Source organism: Bernardetia aquimarina (assembly GCF_042180575.1).
GTDB lineage: Bacteria > Bacteroidota > Bacteroidia > Cytophagales > Bernardetiaceae > Bernardetia.
The window spans coordinates 1,862,159-1,881,903 of sequence record NZ_CP170094.1; the positions used below are offsets into that span (position 1 = coordinate 1,862,159).

At 31.9% G+C, this 19,745-nt stretch carries 14 protein-coding genes; 7 read left to right on the forward strand and 7 right to left on the reverse strand.

The features are described 5' to 3' along the window. The first annotated feature begins 74 nt into the window (after window positions 1-74). Window positions 75-623 carry a PH domain-containing protein gene (locus ACE193_RS07785; RefSeq protein ID WP_375562437.1) on the forward strand — a complete coding sequence of 183 codons (549 nt, stop codon included), beginning with the start codon at window positions 75-77 and terminating at the stop codon, window positions 621-623. Between the two features lie 566 nt (window positions 624-1,189). After that, complete coding sequence (locus tag ACE193_RS07790; protein WP_375562438.1) at window positions 1,190-2,116, forward strand: hypothetical protein; 927 nt, start codon at window positions 1,190-1,192, stop codon at window positions 2,114-2,116. A gap of 109 nt (window positions 2,117-2,225) precedes the next feature. On the opposite strand, the gene ACE193_RS07795 is transcribed toward ACE193_RS07790, so the two are convergent. Together ACE193_RS07795 and ACE193_RS07800 are read right to left on the reverse strand one after the other, a co-directional pair. Then, a complete protein-coding gene (locus ACE193_RS07795; RefSeq protein ID WP_375562439.1) occupies window positions 2,226-3,812 on the reverse strand; it encodes a S8 family serine peptidase in 1,587 nt (528 codons plus the stop codon). Between the two features lie 235 nt (window positions 3,813-4,047). Then, entirely contained in the window at window positions 4,048-5,202 is a 1,155-nt protein-coding gene (locus ACE193_RS07800) for an acyl transferase (RefSeq protein WP_375562440.1), read from the reverse strand. Between the two features lie 688 nt (window positions 5,203-5,890). Here ACE193_RS07800 and hslU point away from each other — a divergent pair. From hslU to ACE193_RS07815, 3 genes are all read left to right on the forward strand, one after another. Further along, the gene (gene hslU, locus ACE193_RS07805) at window positions 5,891-7,285 is read left to right on the forward strand and encodes an ATP-dependent protease ATPase subunit HslU (protein WP_375562441.1); all 1,395 of its coding nucleotides are present in this window, start codon (window positions 5,891-5,893) and stop codon (window positions 7,283-7,285) included. Between the two features lie 218 nt (window positions 7,286-7,503). Next, window positions 7,504-8,532: a flotillin-like protein FloA gene (floA, locus tag ACE193_RS07810; RefSeq protein WP_375562442.1), complete on the forward strand. Its 1,029-nt coding sequence runs from the start codon at window positions 7,504-7,506 to the stop codon at window positions 8,530-8,532. A gap of 162 nt (window positions 8,533-8,694) precedes the next feature. Further along, complete coding sequence (locus ACE193_RS07815) at window positions 8,695-12,528, forward strand: two-component regulator propeller domain-containing protein (RefSeq protein ID WP_375562443.1); 3,834 nt, start codon at window positions 8,695-8,697, stop codon at window positions 12,526-12,528. A 13-nt stretch (window positions 12,529-12,541) separates the two neighbouring features. Here the strand turns inward: ACE193_RS07815 and ACE193_RS07820 are convergent, their stop codons facing one another. The 3 genes from ACE193_RS07820 to ACE193_RS07830 all read right to left on the reverse strand — a co-directional run bounded on the left by ACE193_RS07820 (window position 12,542) and on the right by ACE193_RS07830 (window position 15,572). Next, entirely contained in the window at window positions 12,542-13,600 is a 1,059-nt protein-coding gene (locus tag ACE193_RS07820; RefSeq protein ID WP_375562444.1) for a hypothetical protein, read from the reverse strand. A 105-nt stretch (window positions 13,601-13,705) separates the two neighbouring features. After that, the gene (locus ACE193_RS07825) at window positions 13,706-14,965 is read right to left on the reverse strand and encodes an S-adenosylmethionine:tRNA ribosyltransferase-isomerase (protein ID WP_375562445.1); all 1,260 of its coding nucleotides are present in this window, start codon (window positions 14,963-14,965) and stop codon (window positions 13,706-13,708) included. A gap of 187 nt (window positions 14,966-15,152) precedes the next feature. Further along, window positions 15,153-15,572 carry an ATP-binding protein gene (locus ACE193_RS07830; protein WP_375562446.1) on the reverse strand — a complete coding sequence of 140 codons (420 nt, stop codon included), beginning with the start codon at window positions 15,570-15,572 and terminating at the stop codon, window positions 15,153-15,155. A 339-nt stretch (window positions 15,573-15,911) separates the two neighbouring features. On the opposite strand from ACE193_RS07830, the gene yidD reads away from it, so the two are divergent. Then, window positions 15,912-16,145, forward strand: a complete 234-nt coding sequence (gene yidD, locus ACE193_RS07835; RefSeq protein ID WP_375563350.1) for a membrane protein insertion efficiency factor YidD — start codon at window positions 15,912-15,914, stop codon at window positions 16,143-16,145. A gap of 76 nt (window positions 16,146-16,221) precedes the next feature. Here yidD and ACE193_RS07840 read toward each other — a convergent pair whose 3' ends face one another. Both ACE193_RS07840 and ACE193_RS07845 read right to left on the reverse strand, forming a co-directional pair. Continuing rightward, window positions 16,222-16,755 carry a transposase gene (locus tag ACE193_RS07840; protein WP_375562447.1) on the reverse strand — a complete coding sequence of 178 codons (534 nt, stop codon included), beginning with the start codon at window positions 16,753-16,755 and terminating at the stop codon, window positions 16,222-16,224. Between the two features lie 31 nt (window positions 16,756-16,786). Continuing rightward, window positions 16,787-16,963: a hypothetical protein gene (locus ACE193_RS07845; protein WP_375562448.1), complete on the reverse strand. Its 177-nt coding sequence runs from the start codon at window positions 16,961-16,963 to the stop codon at window positions 16,787-16,789. Between the two features lie 258 nt (window positions 16,964-17,221). Here ACE193_RS07845 and ACE193_RS07850 point away from each other — a divergent pair, with 258 nt between their 5' ends. Next, window positions 17,222-19,690, forward strand: coding sequence for a hypothetical protein (locus tag ACE193_RS07850; RefSeq protein ID WP_375562449.1), 2,469 nt, complete (start codon window positions 17,222-17,224; stop codon window positions 19,688-19,690). Window positions 19,691-19,745: the final 55 nt, after the last annotated feature.

Here is a 19,745-nt window from a genome sequence, read left to right on the forward strand (position 1 = left end):
ACAAATATATTTCATTCTATCTTATCTTGCTTCATTGTAAGCCATAATTCTATTAATTTAAAGCCTTTTTTGAAATGAATACAGCAAATCCATCAGATAATCTAAACAATCATAACACAGAACAAACACTTTGGAATGGATCTCCTTCGTGGCTTTTACATCTTGGCAATGTTATTTTTTGGGCAATTTCAGGAGTTGTTCTTCCTTCTTTGATTATTTATTTATGGACAAAAGGAATCGAAAATCCAAAATTAGATACTTTCTTTTGGGTGGTTTTGCTTGCCAGTATTATTATTCCTTTTTCAATCGTTTTTCTAAAAATAGTTGATACTCGTTTCATTAACTATACTCTCACAAGCGAACGACTTATCATAAAAAAAGGAATTTTGACACGCACAACCGACGAAATAGAACTATACAGAGTAAAAGATATTCGTTTGGTAGAACCTTTTTTGCAGCGATTGGTCGGACTCTCAGTACTTGAAATTACATCATCTGACAGAAGCAATCCTAACCTTTCTTTAGCAGGAATAAAAAAGGGCGATGAGCTAAGAAACAATATGAGAAATCAAGTAGAACGATTAAGAACAAACAAAAATGTGAGAGAAGTGGATTTTGAATAGATTTTGGTGGTAAAAAACACACTTCAAACGAGAGTTTAAAATTATAAACCAACGAATCTCAACTGTCAATTATCCAGTTCATACTCTAAAAACATACTAACTATGAACAGAGATTAATTCAGAAGGGAAAAATTATTTATTTGAAATTGAAGGAGTAGATATTTTTTACTAGAAGTATTTTTATTGAGAAAAAGAATTGGTTATCTGACAGTTTTTGTGGAGCGTGTAACAATGAGTAGTTAAATTACAACTCATTAATAGACTTATTTGCCTTTCTGTTCCATAGGAACTTGATATTTATTGGTAGCAAAGTTAAGAAGCTAGAAACTGTATTCTGTTCCGTTAGGAACTACACATTGGTAGCATTTAGAATAGGTAGTAAAAAATGCTATACAACTCCTACGGAGTAGATGAGTTTTAACGTTTCTATTTTTCTACCAATATAAAACTCCTAACGGAGTAAAAATCAAAATTTTACAAAAATTGTCAGATAACCAAAGAATTTGACTCTGTTCATTTTTTTTTGCGTTACAACTTATTTGAAACTCATTTTTATCAAAAAATATATGGATAACTTCAATCAAAAATTCAAGCAACTTTTTTTTGGAATAAGGAAAAACATAGCAGAAGAAATTTATTTATGTGCAACAGAAAATCAAAATTCTTTTCATTATGCAATGCTTTGTGCTTTTTTTGATGATAAAATAGGTACAATAAATAATAGTAAATTGAGAAAAACACTCAAAGAAGAGTTTATGAACTCCTCATTTTATATTCTCAATTATGATGCACCTTACAAAGGAGGTTATCCAATTCATAAAGGAATAAAAACTATATTTTCTTCGAATGATGATTTCAAAGGCTTCTTAGAAGAATTAATGAGTAATTATTGGACACAAAAAGAATTTGACTTTGATTCAATAGAGTTATTTGAAGATAGAGAACCAAAAAACATAAGAGAAAGAACTTTACATAATCCCCTTCAAACTCCTGCCTCAAATGGAGTTGTTATCCAAAAGCATTATTTTTTCAATGTCAAAAATGTAATTGTTTTTTATGAAAAACTTATAAAATCATTCTTTCCAGATTACTCAAAAAATAAATCTTTATCAAAAAAAGGAATTCTTAGATACACTAAAGATATTGGAAATCAAATGAGTATTGCTTTATACATTGATACAAATTATATACAGACAGAGCTAAAAAATATGTATTTAGAATTACCTCGTATAGAAATTGAAATTCTTTCAAATTCTTTCCATACATTTTTGAAACAAGAAAATTACCTAATAGAACAAGATGAATACCCAATTTATAGAATAGGCTTTAATTATTTTTTGGGTCAAAATCCTCATCTGTTTAGAATAGGAAATTCTAGTGAAGACAAAGGAATTTTATTTAAAAAATCTATATTTTTCTTTGAACAGTATTCATTCTTTATAAAAAGATATGCTGAAATAATAGAGAAAAATTTAGCCAAATCTATTCTGTAATAAATACCTATTTTTTTGGTATTCAAAATTATTATATAAATAAAAAAAACTCCTCAAAAGAACCATAAAGCATTCTTTTGAGGAGTTTTGATTACTAACAAATTCTATTTTAATTTGCCGAAGCAGTCAAAGCATTTTGCAAATTAATTTTTCCCCAACCGAAGTTTGAATTACGATTTGGATAATAACTTGCCGAAACTTTGAGTTTATTAAGCACTTGATTTCTTGTAAGGCTTGGATTTGAAGACCAAACTAAAGTTGCCATTCCAGCCGTTTGAGCAGTTGCAACAGATGAGCCTCCAACTGTTGCAGGAACATCACCCGACATAGCAAGTGTAAGAGGATGACGACCATTTGATGCTTTTTCCATTACCACTACAAAATCAACTTTCGAACCGTCATGACATGCATCACAACGTTGCATATTGTCTTTTACACCTGTTACAGCTACTGTTTCATTCATTGTAGCAGGAAAAATAACACCAAACCAACCCGAAGACCAGCCAAATGAAGTTCCAGCAGCACAGAAAATCAAAACATTTCTATTGTAGGCATAACGAACAGCATCAGCAATTTGAGAACTATTTGTAATTCTTCCCAAAGACATACTCGTAACACGAATATCTGAACGATTACCAGCAATTACATACGCATCAGAAACACCTTTTGATTCTCTAGAACCTTCAATAAGTACATCTTCTGCTGCACGAACTGTAACCAAATTAGCATTGTAAGCAATTCCTGTTGCACTTCCATCTGTACCACGAGAACCACCCAAAACTCCTGTCATAGCCGTTCCGTGTCCACAGTCATCATCTGGAGTTTCAGGACTTCCAATCGGAATTCCCCAAAAAGTATCACGAGGAAGTGTTACTAATTTTTCTATTGTTCTACCTTGTGAAAGTCCTTGATTAAGTCCACTTCCATAATTATTTTGTGCAAAGCTAGAGCCTGTATCAATAATCATTGCTGTTATTCCACTTCCAGAAGCCGTATTCCAAGCCTGTGAAACATTATGAAAATTGTGATTCCAAGAACCTTTTGAATTTGGAGCTAAGGTGGTGTAATCTACTCCGTTTATAAGTCCATTTTCAGGATTACTTCCACTACAACCACTACTAGAAAGTTCTTTATTAAACTGCTGACCTTTGCTTACATTTGGTTCATAACCCATTGGTTCAGCATAACGAACAAAATCAGATTTACGAAGGAGAGTTAATGTCGTTGGATTTTTGATAACTACATCTAAAACAGGAAGTGTATTTTCTTCAAAAGCAATTAATTCTTCACGCTTCAAATCTGGATTTAATTTTCTTTCTGATTCAAAAATCATATCCAAAACGTAATTTTTAGCATCATTCCATTCACCTTGATTAATATCTATTTTATCAATAATAGTACGAATATCTTTATTTTGACTTTTGGGTTTAAAACCAACTGCCAAAACACCATCTGACTTGGAAAGCGCATTCCAAATAATTTGTTCTGATTGTTTGTTCCAATCAAAAGAACCTTCTTTTTTGACAGTTTCCCAGATTATGTTATCTAAATCAGAACGATCAATAGCAGCATGCTCAATAGCTTGTTCTGTAATAATTTCAGATTCTTGCTGACAAGAAAACATCATAAAAGCTGCAATAGCCAAAGGAGAATAGCGTCGAACAATCGACTTTGAATTGAAAAAATAAGTTTTCATTTTGTAAAGAGTATTTATATTTGTGTGTTAAGTCAAAAAAAGTTAATTGACTAATTCTAAGGGCAAATATAAAAATATATTTTAAAAAAAGTGATGCAAGCCGAATATTTTTTCAAAAAAAATTAATTTATCCAAATTTAATACACCTTTAACAACTTATTCATTCTTAGTTTTATGCAAAAAAAAGAACTTGAGTTTTCAAATTCTTTTTGAGGTGTAATTTTTATTACTTCTATCAAATCACCAACAAATTACACCCTCTGACATCAGAATAATCAAAACGCCCCAAGACTTGAAACTCTCCCTTTGCATTTATCTTTCCTAAATCCTGTGTTTCGATAAAGGCACAGCTTTCTACATTTGCCAAATCAATGACATTGATTGCACCACTTTGAATTTGATGATTACTTATACTATTATTCATACTTTCTATCTTTTTCAAGTCAAAAGGGTCGTTGGTATCACGAATAATTATTTTGAGACAAGAAGGCGTTTGAAACCAAATTTCTGTGTTTTCATTATTATTTTTCAAATTATTTTGGTTTGTATTTTTGAGTGCATAACCTTGAGATAAAAGCTCTGTCATTCCATATTCTGAATCAATCGCCGAGACTCCAAACGCTTTTTTTAAAACAGAATGTACTTCTTCTCTTACCATTTCTTTTTTTCGTCCTTTCATTCCTCCTGTTTCCATCACAATTATTTCATTTTTTATAGTGTTTTCTTCAAATTGTTGTGTCTTTGGTAGGCTATAATTTGGGTAATTTTCTGTCAAAAAATCAGCAAAATCTAAAAGCGCAAATGTTACTCCTAGTAATAAAACTGGTTTTTTAGGATTCTTTAAAGCAGCTTTTTCTAATTCATTTTTAAGTTTTTCATAATCATAGAGAAAATAATTTGAGTTTGATTGAGCATTCTTCAAAAAATAATCTACCATATAAATCAAGGAAGAACCATCACGTTCCAAATAAGAAGGCAAGAGCGCAAAAATCTGAAAATCATTTAATTTTCCATATTCCTTATACAATTCTTCAAAAATAAATTGACTTGATTTTTCATAAAAATGCAAATCCGAAATAGCATGTTTGCTTCTATTTGTTTGGTCGCTCGTTCCACTACTTGTAAAAATTTGATTTGTCTTTACGCCTTCTATTTGCACATTATGTGACTTAAAAAATCGAATAGGTAAAAATGGAATATCATAAATAGACTTTATAGAATTTGCCTTTAATGAGTCAATATTCAACTTTTCTAAATACTGCTTATAAACAGGATTATATTTTGATTGGAAATAAAATAATTCTAAAGTCTTTTTTTCGAATGCTTCAAAATCATTTTTTGGAATAGAGAAGATACTCTCTTTATAATTTTTGATAAAATTTTCGTGCATACTTTTTTTTAAAAGGTCGCTCGTGAGGACACCATAGCCGTAAGGTTAAAAATTATTTAACTTTTTAGCTTCACTGCTTTCGTTACACTTCAAGTGTTCCGTAGGAACTTTATATTGGTAGTAAATAAAAGAAAAAATTGTATTCTGTTCCGTTAGGAACTACATATTGATAGTATTTTCAATATAAAATGCAACCAATATACAACTCCTACAGAGTAAATGAATTTTATTTTTTCTGTTTTTATCTATCCAATATGGAACTCCTAAAGGAGTAAAAAACAAAATTCCTCAATAGCCTCACGGCTATGGTAAGGACACGAGCAACGGTCAGTTTTGCTATCTTGTGAATAACCCATCCATTGCTTGTGTCCCCACAAGCGATATATATATTACAAAACTAAAAACATTCTTTTTCGTTAAGAAAGGAATACTATTTTTGATAAACTTTCAATAACTTTTATGAAAGTGATTTAAAAGTAGCTAAAACAAGTATAAAAATGAAATAACAATTTTTATTCTCATAAAAAATTACGATACTTGTTAGATTAAGATTTAACTGATAAATTCAAAATCTATATAAGTTAAAAATCGTCGGTGGGGACACCGACAATGGCGAGGAGAGTATTACTAAGTCGCTGTTTTTTCCGTTGTCGGTGTCCCCACTGACGACAAAATTGAAAATAAATTTATGATTGACAATAACATCTATTATACGCCCCGACAAATCGTTGAGGAGCTTGACAAATATATCATCGGACAACACGACGCTAAAAGAAATGTAGCCATTGCGCTGCGTAATCGTTGGAGACGCATGCACGTCAAATCAGATATGCAACGTGAAATTATGCCAAACAATATTTTAATGATTGGTTCAACAGGTGTTGGAAAAACAGAAATTGCTCGTCGTTTGGCAAAAGTAGCAAATGCTCCTTTTGTAAAAGTAGAGGCTTCAAAATTTACAGAAGTGGGTTATGTGGGACGTGATGTAGAAAGTATGGTGCGTGATTTGGTAGAACAAGCTGTCAAACTTATTCAAACTGAAAAGCGTGATGCCGTAAAACAAAAAGCAGAAAAAGCTGTCGAAGATATTATTTTAGATGCACTTATTCCACCTCTAAAAAATAGACAACCTTCTACTGCACCTTCTACGGTCGGTTTTTCTGATGAAATGCCTACTTCTGATGCCGAGCTTAATGAAAGAACAAGAGAGCGTTTTAGAGAGAAATTACGTGTAGGAGAATTAGAAGACCGAAAAATTGAGATTACATTAGAATCTAGTAATAATCCTGGTGTTGGTGTTGTAGGTGGTGCGATTGATGAAGTTTCGATGATGAATCTTCAAGAAATGTTAAGTGGAATGTTACCTTCTCGTTCCAAAAAACGTAAAGTTACGATTGAAGAAGCTAGAAAGTTGCTTTTAGAAGAAGAAGCCTTCAAACTTATTGATATGGATGAGGTAAAAATAGAAGCCATCAAAAAAGCTGAAAATTCAGGAATTATTTTTATTGATGAAATTGATAAAGTAGCCTCTTCGGGAAATAAAGGTGGAGGAGCTGATGTAAGTCGTGAAGGTGTGCAGCGTGATTTATTGCCGATTGTAGAAGGAAGTGCCGTAACTACAAAACACGGAATTGTAAATACAGACCATATTTTATTTATTGCAGCAGGAGCTTTTCACGTTTCAAAACCTTCGGATTTGATTCCAGAGTTACAAGGACGTTTTCCAATTCGTGTAGAACTCAATTCACTTACAAAAGAAGATTTCCATAAAATCTTGAAAGACCCAAAAAATGCCCTTAGTAAACAATATGTTTCTCTTTTGGAGTCGGAAGGCGTAAAACTAACATATCAAGAAGATGCCTTGGAAGAAATTGCTGATATTGCTTTTCATATTAATAGTGAACTTGAAAATATTGGAGCAAGACGTTTGAATACAGTGATGAGTCATTTATTAAATGAAATTTTATTTGATATTCCAGATACTATTCCTCCAAATGCTCATGTAGTAATCACAAAAGAAATGGTACAAGAAAAACTCAAAGCTCTTGTCAAAAATAGAGATTTGAGTCAGTATATTCTTTAAAAAAAGAAAGTATTGTTGATGAAAAGGAAGTTCTAAACATCAACAACAATAATTTTTCAAAAAAACAAACTATATAGACTATTAAAATCTCAAAAATCCATAGCATAGAAAATCTCTATTTTATGGATTTTTTTATAATTTCTTTTTAGAAAAAAACAAAATTTATTTCACAACAATTTATTAAATTGCTACTTCATCCAACCATTTAAAAAAACACTATGTCGACAGAACAGATTATTCTATTTAGTATTCTTGGCGTAATCGTATTAGGGCTTGCTTATGTTATCCGAACCTATATTCCGATTAATTTATGGATTACGGCCATTTTCTCAGGGGTGCGTTTGGGTTTACTAGAACTGGTAGCTATGCGAATCAGAAATGTTCGTCCACGTAAAATTGTTTTGCCTCTCATTAATGCTAGTAAAGCAGGATTGAAGGAAATTACAGCCTCCGATCTAGAAACTCACTTTTTGGCTGGTGGTAGTGTTGAGGAAGTCGTAAAAGCCTTGATTGCAGCTGACAAAGCAAATATTGATTTGAGTTTCAAACAAGCTGCTGCGATTGATTTAGCAGGTAGAGATGTTTCAGAAGCCGTTCAAATCTCAGTTAATCCAAAAGTAATTACAACCAATGCTGTTACTTCAGTAGCCCAAGATGGTATTCAGCTTATCACAAAAGCTCGTGTTACACTTCGTGCAAATATTGCTCAATTAGTCGGTGGTGCAGGCGAAGAAACTATTTTGGCTCGTGTTGGTGAGGGTATCGTAACGGCAGTAGGTTCGTCGCATTCTCACAAAGACGTTTTGGAAAACCCTGATAGAATCTCAAAACTTGTTTTGGAAAAAGGACTTGATGCTGGAACAGCCTTTGAAATATTATCGATTGATATTGCAGATATTGATGTAGGAGAAAATATTGGAGCAAAACTTCAAATCGAACAAGCCAATGCCGACCTTAGAGTAGCAGAAGCAAAAGCTGAAGAACGTCGTGCAATGGCAATCGCAGTAGAACAAGAAATGAAAGCAAAAGCACAAGCGTCAAGAGCAAAAGTAATTGAAGCAGAAGCTGAAGTTCCAAAAGCACTAGCAGAAGCCTTACGTAGTGGAAACTTCGGAATTATGGATTATCAACGTTTACGCAATATGCAAGCCGATACACTCATGCGTGAATCGATTGCAGCTCCAGAAGAACAACCTCAAAAACGTAGAAATGATGATGATGGTGGTTATAATCCTCCTAGAATATAAAAGAAAATTTAAAAAGAATGAAACTCCTATTTTTCAGTTATGAGAACTAGGAGTTTTTTATAAATTGTCATTTTATTTTTATCGAAAACATAGGTCATACACTGTAATTAGTTTGATAATAGCCTAAAAAGTAGTATTATTGGTAGAACAACTCTTAATGATATGATAAAAAAACTACATTTTACTTCTCTTTTTGTAGCAACCTATTTATATTTCTGTCTGGTCATTAATTTATATGCCCAGCCTCAACTTAATACTACTGCCCAACAAGGACTTACTCCAGACAAAAGTTTAACTCAATATATTCTTACAAACTGGACAACAGTAGAGGGAATGCCTTCAAATACAACAAACCATATTACTCAAGATAATATTGGTTTTATTTGGGTTACGGGATATGATGGTTTAGTTAGATTTGACGGTGCAAACTTTCATACTTATACTAATTCGACAAACCCTGAATTTAATACAAATAGTTTCACTGCATTAGAAGTAGAAACTAATGAAAGTGGTAAGGAATCCGAAATTTGGATAGGATCGGAAGGAAATGGTCTTGTACATTACAAAAATCGTCAAATTGAATCTCTTTTTGATACCTTATCAGTACGTATAGAAACTATCTATGTAGAAAAAAGTAGAAATAATCAGCCCAAACGAATTTGGCTAGGAACAAGAGGAAAAGGGATTTATTTTGTAGAAAATGAAAGATTGATAAGGTGGGAAGGAGCAAAAAACACAACTGGACAAATAAATAATTATCAGAATACTACTGTTAAAAAAATAACAGGAGACCAAAAAGGAAATATTTATTTTGCCATTACTAAAGTTGGGCTTGTTCATTTTGATGGACAAAAAATAAAAGAGTTTACACAAGAAAATGGATTACCTACCGATAATGTTACAGAGATTTTGTATGAAGAAAATTATAAAAACACCAAAATATATATCGGAACAACAGAAGGAATAGCTGTTTTAGAAAATAATCAAATCAGAAAATTAGAGTTTACTTCTCAAGATTATATAAATTCTATTTATATAGATAATTTTAGTAGTATTTGGGTAGGAACAAATAATGGATTACTTAGAATTACCCAAGATAATAAAGTAGAGCGACTGAATGAAAGCAATGGTTTGCCTCATAATATAGTTAGAAAAATTATTCAAGATAAAGAAAAAAATATTTGGTTTACTTGTTATAAAGGAGGGATTGTTCAACTAAAACAAGGAAAGTTTACTAATTATACCACGACAGATGGGCTCTCAAATAACTCAATAAATATATTAGAACCTTTTGATAAAAATACCCTTTTGGTAGGGTCAGATTTTCCACAACTAGATATTATTCACCAAGGTAATGCTATGGCTTTTGGACACCCTCTCCAACGTATAACAGCCCGTGTAAAAACCATTAAAAAAGCTTCTGATGGCTCTGTTTGGTTAGGTTCAGACAACGGAGTAATACAACTTCAAAATTTTGACCCATTAGCCAAAATACCTTATACAAAAGAAGTATTTTACAATGAAAAAAATGGGCTTTCAAGTAATATTGTAAGAACAATTCTTGAAGATAAAAATCATAATATCTGGATAGGAACACGTACAGGAGGAATTACCATAATTTCACCCTCTGGAGAGATTACCTATCACAATACAGACACAGACTTTCCTTCTAATTTTATAATGTCTATAAAGCAAGATGAAAACGGAATTATTTGGGTAGGAACAAATAATGCTGGTATCATAAAACTCAAAGACAAAAAACAATTAGAACATATCTCAACAGAACAAGGCTTAGTAAGCGACCTAGTTTTTAGTACATATTTTGATAAAGATAATACAGTTTGGGCAACTACTACACAAGGTATTAGCAAGATTGAAAATAATAAAATTACAAATTTCACAGCCAAAAATGGATTACCTGTTTCAAGTATTTTTGATATACTAGAAGATAAAGTTGGTAATTTTTGGTGTACGACAAGTCAAGGTATTTTTGTGATGGCAAAAAAAGACTTTGAAAAAATTACCAATGGAGAAATTGAAAAAATTCCTTTCGAACTTTTCAATAAAAGTGATGGCATGAAAGAAAGTCAATGTTCGGGTGCATCATTTTCAATACAAACTTCAGATGGGAAATTTTGGATTCCTACTGTTGGAGGTGTTGTGTCTATCGATCCTAGCTCTATCCCTACAAATCAAATACACCCTAATGTCGCTATTAATAAAATTATAGTTGATGGAAACTCTATGTTTACGAACCAAGAACCTGTACTACTTCCAGCAGGTACACAACGTATTGTGTTTGAGTATTCAGGACTTAGTTTTGTTCATCCTTCTGATGTAAAGTTTAGATATAAAGTAAAAGGTATAGACAAAGATTGGATATCAGCAGAAGAGGAAAGAAAAGCCACCTATACAAACCTTCCTCCTAATACATATATATTTCAATTAGAAGCCTATAATGAAGAAGGATTAAAAAGTGATGAAATAGCTACTCTTGAGTTTAAAATAGAACCTCTTTTTTATCAAACTACAGTATTCAAAGTTATTACACTTATTTTGTTTTTTGTCATCATTTATTTGGTTTATAGATGGAGAGTGAGGCGAGTAGAAAAACGAAATCAAAGACTAGAAAAAACAGTAGAACAGCGTACAGCCGAAATAAATCAACAAAAAGAAGAAATACAAGTACAACATGAAAGATTAGAAAATTCATACAAGAACATCGACCTTGTTAGTAAAATGGGACAACAAATAACGGCTGAACTAGACCTCAAAACTATTGTTGAAATTGTATATATACAAGTAGAAAAACTAATGTCTACTGATGGTTTCGGAATTGGAATGTACAATGAGTTTAGTAATACACTAGATTTTAAATATTATATCGAAAAAGGTAAAATACAGCCTAATTCTTCTGATTCTTTAGATAATGATACACTTCTTTCTGTCAAATCATTTACCAAAAAAGAAGAAATTTGGATTAATGATATGGAGAAGGATTATAAACATTATAATCAGCTAAAAGAAGTAATTCAAGATGGTATTACTAATGCAGTAATTTATGTTCCTTTATTCCTAAACAATCAAATTGTGGGTGTTTTGACAGTACAAAGTTTTGATAAAAATGCCTATAAACCCGAATCAGTTGCTGTACTCAGAGCATTAAGTTCTTATATTACAATTGCTCTTTCGAATGCAAAATCATTTTCTACTATTCAACAAAAAAATCAAGAAATTACAGATAGTATCCGATATGCTCAAACCATACAACAGGCTGTTTTGCCAGCAAAAGAAAAATTAAGAGAGGTTTTTGAGGATAATTTATTGGTTTATCTTCCTAAAGATGTCGTAAGTGGTGATTTTTATTGGTTGAGTCATACGGCTGGAGGAACATATTTAGTTGTTGCAGATTGTACAGGACATGGCGTTCCAGGAGCATTTATGGCTTTGATAGGTATTTCCATTTTTAATGAGTTGATAAATATTCAAAATATGGAAGAACCTGCTGATATTTTGGAGAAATTAGATCAAGAAATACAAGATGCTCTACAACAACAACAAGCCAAAAATAGTGATGGAATGGATTTGGTACTTTGTAAAATAGAAACTGAAAACCTACAAAATGACAGAACTAAAATTACTTTTGCAGGTGCAAAAAATAGTTTGTTTTTCTCTCATAATGGAAAAATAGAAAGGATAAAAGGAAGCAGACGTTCGATTGGAGGAAGAAGAAGTCGAAAAAGTAAAACTCCTTTTACTCAAAATATAGTAGAACTAGAAAAAGGAGAAATATTATATTTGACAACAGATGGATACATAGACCAAAATGCACCTAACGAACAGCGTTTGGGTACTCAAGCATTTATGGATAGATTAGATACCATAAAAGATATTCCCTTAAAAGAACAACAAAAACTATTATTAAAAACACTTAAAGATTATCAAAAAGATGCTCCTCAAAGAGATGACATAGCTATTGTAGGTGTAAAATTATAACTCTTTTTATAAATTACCTATCCAAGTTTTCTTTCCAAGTAGAAAAAGCAGGTCGCTCATTTCCATCCTCATCTAAAAGTCCTGTATCTCTCCAAATACTTCCCAAATCTTTCGAATCTTCTGGAAAAAACTCTAATAATCTGTCATAATCTCTATGCGCCCACCAAATTACAAACTCATAATTTTGCTCTTGGGCATTTTCAAGTAGCGTTTCTAAATAAATATTTTGTTCTTCTTCTGATGAAGTAATAAATACATTGAGGTTTGGAATAGATAAATCTTGCGCTAAAGCATTCGTTTCTACAAAAGCAATTGGCTTAGAAGTTTGGGTATGTAAAAAATCAAATGCACCTTGAAACTCTGTCTTTGTGTGTTTTTGCATCACAAAAGCATAAAAACTAACAGCTAAGAAATCTGATTTTTGACTATATGTTTTAATATCATCTACAAAATCAGTGCGTTGTTGATACCAACTATGTAAAGTAAATGATTCTGCTAGTTGCAGATTAGGATATTTTGTTTTTAAACGAATTCTTAATTTATCACCCAAAATTTTATATTCATTCCATTTACCCGAATTATTGGTCAATAATTCATTGACTTCCATTGCCATTACCAAATAATCAGGATTGAATCTATCTACCAAATACACCAAATAATCAAAATAGGCATTTTCGATATGTGTATCAGAAAGAGAAGTATAAGCAGGGACTTGTTCATTATATCCTTCCTGTAAATCATTTCTCAACGTATTTAATAAACTTACAGAAAGCAGTAATTGATGTGAATTAATTTTACGGCTAATTTTGCCATCAACTTCATCTACAAATTCGGTTGGAAAAGCTGTTTGATTAATGAGAGCTTCCCAAGGAATTTTGCCATCTATGTGTTCAGAATAAATGTCTGCATTTTGTTCGATAAAAGAATAGGTAGAATTGACAGCTTCCAAACTAAAATCATAAGGCCAAGTAGTAAAACCCATTTTGTAATTACGTTTTTCTACATCAATATTGTCTTTCGAACAAGAAAAAAACAAAAGAGAAACAAAAATCAGAGATAGGTAAAATTTCATACGATTATGGATTAGTCGAAAAATAAAAAATTATTCAACTAGACCTATTCAAATTTTATGCTTGATTTTCCTTAGTGTTAAAATACACTTTGATTTAAAATAATTCTACAAAAATAACAAAGAAGAATCTCCATAACTCAAAAAACGATAATCATTATCCAAAGCCGTTTGATAAATTTTTCTCCAATCTTCTCCAATAAAAGCAGCTACAAGCAAAATAAGTGTAGTTTGTGGCATGTGAAAATTAGTAACTAGCGCATCACAAACACGGAAAGTATAAGAAGGAAGAATAAAAATTTCGGTTTCTCCTGTCAGTTTGGATTGATTAGAATCATTCATATACTTCAAAATTGCTTCAAAACTTTCTTTTTTGGAAGGCAATTTTATTTCAGAATCATAGCTATAAGGTTCTAATTTTTCTACAAAAAAAGTCGTATTTTCTTTTAAAATAATCTTCGTTCCATACCAGTACAAACTCTCTAAAGTTCGCATGGAAGTTGTTCCGACAGAAGCCGCTTTTTCAGAATCAATGATGCTTCTTATATTCTCTTTTGTAACTACAATCTGTTCACAGTGCATTGTATGAGTGGCTACATTTCCAGCATTTTCTTTTTTGACAGGTTGGAAAGTTCCTGCACCTACATGAAGTGTAAGTTCGTTAGTTTGAATATTTTTGTCTGCAAGATTTTTGAGAACATCTTGTGTAAAATGCAGTCCTGCTGTGGGTGCTGCGACTGCTCCTGCTGCCTTGCTATAAATGGTCTGATATGTATTAGCATCTTTTTGTGCAGCTTTTCTTTTTATATAAGGAGGCAAAGGCATGACACCTAATTTTTCTACAATATCTACAAAAGGAATTTCTATTTTTTGATTATTTTTATCTAGCCTTTTCCATTCTAGTTCTATCAAAAGCTCATTTCTATCAGCTATTTTGGCTTCAATTAGGATTTTTTGATTATCAATTTCTAATTCTCTTTCTAATGTCAATCCATCTTTCCATCTTTTTAGATTGCCTACAACACATTTCCAGGTACACTTTTCTGTATTGAGCATTGCCTCACTAACATCAGCAGTAGGTAAAACTGGATGTAATAAAAATATTTCGATAGTTGCACCTTTTCCATTTTGTCCTTTTTGAGTAGCCTTTTTTTCAAATAAAAGACGTGCAGGAATAACCTTCGTATTATTAAAATACAAAGTATAATCTTCATCAAGAAAATCAGTAATTTCTGTAAAATGATGATGCGAAATAGTGCCTTTTTTATAAACTAAAAGCTTCGAACTATCTCGTTTTTCTAAAGGGTTTTGAGCAATTTTTTCGCTCGGCAAATGATAGGTATAATCTTCTAAATTTATCTTTTCCACTTTGCAGTTATTCAGTTATCAGTAAACAGTTATCAGTTAATTTCTAATAGCTTTACTATGGGTTTGATAAAAAAATCATCGAATATATTATGTAAATTAACTCTTAATAGTTTTTTACAAAAAATCTAATCATAATTTTTAATTAGCTTCGCTGCTTTAGCAGGTCGTAATTCGTAATTGAACAAAATTAGTTTAAAACTGAATTAGTAACATTAAAAGTCATCTTGACAGTTCTTCCTTCATCCAAGAAATCAACTTTATCAGCCAAATTTCTCACTAAGAAAATTCCTCTTCCTCCGATAGTAAGTAAGTTTTCGGGTGCAGTTGGGTCAGGGAGAGAATTTGGATCAAATCCTTTTCCTTGGTCTTTTATCGTAAAAAACAATTTTTCTTTTCCCACTTCTAAACTCAAATCGACTTCTTTATTTTTATCTTTTCCATTTCCATGAATAATGGCATTATTGACAGCTTCGGTAACAGCAACCATAATATTTCCGTATATATCATCATTTAAGTTAAACTTATCACGAGCATTATCTATAAAACTCTCTACAATACGGATATTTTCTAAAAGGGAAGGTATTTTGATGTGCAAAACTGATTTCATAATAGTTGATATGTTGCAATATATATAATTAAAAAAAGGGAATTAATGGTAACAACTAATAAATGAGAATTAAAATATTAATCCATTCTCAAAATTACTAAATTTAGGGTAGTTACTGGTTTTGTAGTAGAAAATTTCTAGATTCAAATGTCAAATATAAGAATGTTATAAAAATAAACTTAGTATTGAGGCTCAATTTTCTCATTTTTTTTGACATTTATTAAAAAACATAGAAAACTATAGAATAAACAAGAAATTATTCTAACCAAATCATAACGTAAATATACCTCACAACGTTCTAATTAAATTAATTATCAAAATAATACTATTTCTATTGTGATACTAAAAGCTATTTCACGTTTCTTCTCTTACATTTTTTTAGCAATCGTTCGATTTTATCAATATTTTATTTCGCCGATGCTTCCTCCTCGTTGTCGTTATACGCCCACATGTTCAGCTTATATGGTCGAATCAATACAAAAACACGGTGCTTTCAAAGGAGGTTGGAAAGGATTAAAAAGAATTGGAAGATGCCACCCTTGGGGAGGAAGTGGGTATGACCCTGTGGAATGATTTATTTTTGAAATAATATTTCATTTATAAATGTAGGGCAAAGGCTTGCCTTTGACCTACAATGATTACATATATTTTATGGCGTAAAAAACGTATCATCTTCCCAGTTTTCTACATTGTTTTGAATGTAATTTGAAATGTGTTGATATGATTTTTCATCTCTAATAATGTGATCATTAAAACGAGCTTGCCAAGCAGATTCTAATCCTAAACGATTTACGTGTTTGGTTACTCCAGACTTAAAACCTCCAATAATAGAGGAAATAGTATCTTTACCTTGATTTTGAAAGCGATTTTTCGTAAAACCTTCTGAGTTTAGTTCTGTCTTTTCTTCTATTATCATAGGCTTATCTATCGTAATAATTGTGTGCAAATGGTTTGGCATTATTACAAATTCTTCCAACTCCACATATGTTCTATGAATAGGGATTTGATGCCACAAAACATCAACTATAACACCCACTTTTGAGAGTTCCATTTTTTTATCTTTTATCTTACCAAAAAAGTGTTCTTTATTTTTAGTGCAAATAGTAATAAAATAAGCACCATTCCAATCATAATTCCACCATTCTGCTCGTATGATAGGCTTTCTGTAATTTTTATGTTTCATTTTGTTTTATTTGAATTTTTGAATTTGTAGGTCAAAGGCAAGCCTTTGACGGTTTTGTGTTTTGTGTTTTGTGTTTTGTGTTTTGTGTTTTGTGTTTTGTGTTTTGTGTTTTGTGTTTTGTGTTTTGTGTTTTGTGTTTTGTGTTTTGTGTTTTGTGTTTTGTGTTTTGTGTTTTGTGTTTTGTGTTTTGTGTTTTGTGTTTTGTCAAAGGCAAGCCTTTGACCTACAATGATAATGATGTTTTTTTCTAAAAAAATGAAACCTTTATTTATGAAGTAGCGTTAATGAAAACAAACAACTTATTGTATTTTTTACACTAACTAACATTTATCCTTTGTAAAATACTAATTAATTCTTATTTTGAGAAAGAATTTTATCAAGAAAGTATTCTACTGATAATCATCAAATTTATCTATCATTTTAGCCGTTATTGGTGTCCTCGCCAATGACACAAAACCAACAACTTATGTCTGACACAAACCGAGAACGAGATTTAGTTTTAGCTCCCAACGAATATGCCTTTATTTCTGACCAAACAAAGGGAAATATTAATGTTTATGTAGGTCCTTACAAGACGAGTCTTGCCAATACTGACCGTCCTGTTATGTTTGACCCTGATACGAAGCGTTTCGAAAAATGCAATTTAGAGGATTCTATGCGCTCTTTTATTATTGCGCCTGAAGGTTGGTATGTAGTATTAAAAAATCCTTCAAAAGATACAAATCCTCCAAAAATTGGAACAAGTAATAATTTAGCAGAACTCAATGTTGGACGAAAAGTAAATATTGCAGGACCTATTTCTTTTGCACTTTGGGCAGGGCAAATGGCACGAGTTATCCGTGGTCATAACCTAAGTTCAAATCAATATTTATTAGTTCGTATTTATGATGAGCAACAAGCACGAGAAAATTGGGGAAAATCTGTCATCAAAACAAAAGAAGGAGAAGCAAACGAAGCAAAAGAACTAAACGAAGTAGCCGAAACCTTAACCATGGGACAACTTTTGATTATTCGTGGCGATGAAGTTTCGTTTTATATTCCACCAACAGGCATCGAAGTAGTCAGAGATGAATATGCAGATGACGACGAATATGTACGTGAAGCTGTAACTTTAGAGCGTTTGGAATATTGTATTTTATTGAACGAAGACGGCAACAAACGCTACATTCAAGGTCCAAAAGTCGTTTTCCCAGAACCTACAGAAGTTTTCATTCAAAAAAATGGAATGCGAAAATTTAAAGCTATCGAACTCAACGAAATGAGTGGACTTTATATAAAAGTAATTGCTCCTTACAAAGAAGGAAAAAATGAATACAAAGAAGGCGACGAACTTTTCATAACAGGAAAAGATCAAATGATTTATTACCCTCGTCCAGAACACGCCATTGTTCGTTACGGAACGAAAGAACGCCATTATGCCATTGCCATTCCAGCAGGAGAAGGACGTTATTATTTGAATAGAAAAACGGGAACAGTTGCTCTTATGAAAGGTGCAGCGATGTTTTTACCTGACCCTAGAGAATTTGTTTTGGTGCGTCGTGTTCTTTCCAAAAAACAAACTTCACTTTGGTTTCCCAATAATAATGAGGCAATGGAATATAATTTGGCTTTACAAAATATTGCCAAAAACGATAATTTTGTTACTGATTTTGAATTACAAGAACAAAATCAAGCTCCTCAGCAGCCACAACAACTCCGTAAAAAAGCAAAGATTTCTGATGAAATGGTAGGCGATGAGTTTAATCGTGATAGTTCGCATACGCCACCTCGCATGATTACGCTAGACACCAAGTATGAGGGAGCTGTTACGATTGCACCTTGGACAGGATATGCTGTTTTGGTGGTCAGTAAGACAGGAAAACGAAAAGTTATTGAAGGTCCTCAATCGTATTTATTAGAATATGATGAGGAATTAGAAGGCATAGAGCTTTCAACAGGAACTCCAAAAACCACAGAAAACTCTATCAAAACCGTTTATTTGAGAGTTTTGTATAATAAAGTTTCTGATGAAATAATGGCAGAATCAGCAGATTATACACAAGTTAGAATAAATCTTTCATACCGTGTCAATTTTGAGGGAAGTTCTGATAAATGGTTTAATGTAGAAAATTATGTTAAGTTTCTGACAGACCACATGCGTTCCTATATCCGAAATACAGTCAGAAGATACCCAATTATGGAATTTTATGCCAATGGAATTACTATTTTGAGAGATGCTATTTTGGGAGAATCTGATAAGAAAACAGGAAAACGAACAGGACGGCTTTTTGAAGAAAACGGAATGCGTATCTACGATGTAGAAATTTTGGATATAAGTTTGGGAGATGCAAATATTGAAAACTTACTAATTTCTTCGCAGCAAGATACTGTTATGCAAACTCTTCGTATTAATTCTGAAAAACGAAAATTAGAATTTACGCAAGAAAGTGAAGCCATTACAAGACAAATTGCAGCCACACAATCCGAAACAAAACAAACGATTTACGAACTTCAAAAACAAGAAACCAAAAAACTCTTAGAGGTTACTTTATCAAAAATTGAAAGCGAAATAATCAGTAAAGAACGTCATTTACAGGCACGATTAGAAGAGCAAAAATCGCTTAATCAAATCAATGATGACGAGCTTTCAAGACAAAAAGCTATCAATACTGTAGAGTTAGAAAAAGCCCAAAAAGAATTAGAACAGTTTATTTTGGAAGAGCAAACCGAAGTAGAAGCTGTTGTTGCAAAAGCAAAAGCAGTTTCTCCAGATTTAATTGCTGCTTTACAATCTTTCTCTGATAAGGAACTTGCTCAAAAAATGGCTGATTCAATGGCACCATTAGCTATTTTGGGAGGAAAATCAATCGCTGATGTCTTTGGAAATCTTTTGAAAGGAACGCAGCTTAGCTCTGTTTTGAGTGGATTGAAATTGCCTGAGAATAGGGAAGAGTAATTTTTAATATTTATTAATTTCTATAAAACCATATTTGATTTTTGTCAGATGTGGT

Bases quoted from the DNA above. Each gene is read 5' to 3' on its own strand.
- ACE193_RS07785 (WP_375562437.1), top strand. From the start codon at position 75: ATGAATACAGCAAATCCATCAGATAATCTAAACAATCATAACACAGAA.
- ACE193_RS07790 (WP_375562438.1), top strand. From the start codon at position 1,190: ATGGATAACTTCAATCAAAAATTCAAGCAACTTTTTTTTGGAATAAGG.
- ACE193_RS07795 (WP_375562439.1), bottom strand. From the start codon at position 3,812: ATGAAAACTTATTTTTTCAATTCAAAGTCGATTGTTCGACGCTATTCT.
- ACE193_RS07800 (WP_375562440.1), bottom strand. From the start codon at position 5,202: ATGCACGAAAATTTTATCAAAAATTATAAAGAGAGTATCTTCTCTATT.
- hslU (WP_375562441.1), top strand. From the start codon at position 5,891: ATGATTGACAATAACATCTATTATACGCCCCGACAAATCGTTGAGGAG.
- floA (WP_375562442.1), top strand. From the start codon at position 7,504: ATGTCGACAGAACAGATTATTCTATTTAGTATTCTTGGCGTAATCGTA.
- ACE193_RS07815 (WP_375562443.1), top strand. From the start codon at position 8,695: ATGATAAAAAAACTACATTTTACTTCTCTTTTTGTAGCAACCTATTTA.
- ACE193_RS07820 (WP_375562444.1), bottom strand. From the start codon at position 13,600: ATGAAATTTTACCTATCTCTGATTTTTGTTTCTCTTTTGTTTTTTTCT.
- ACE193_RS07830 (WP_375562446.1), bottom strand. From the start codon at position 15,572: ATGAAATCAGTTTTGCACATCAAAATACCTTCCCTTTTAGAAAATATC.
- ACE193_RS07840 (WP_375562447.1), bottom strand. From the start codon at position 16,755: ATGAAACATAAAAATTACAGAAAGCCTATCATACGAGCAGAATGGTGG.
- ACE193_RS07850 (WP_375562449.1), top strand. From the start codon at position 17,222: ATGTCTGACACAAACCGAGAACGAGATTTAGTTTTAGCTCCCAACGAA.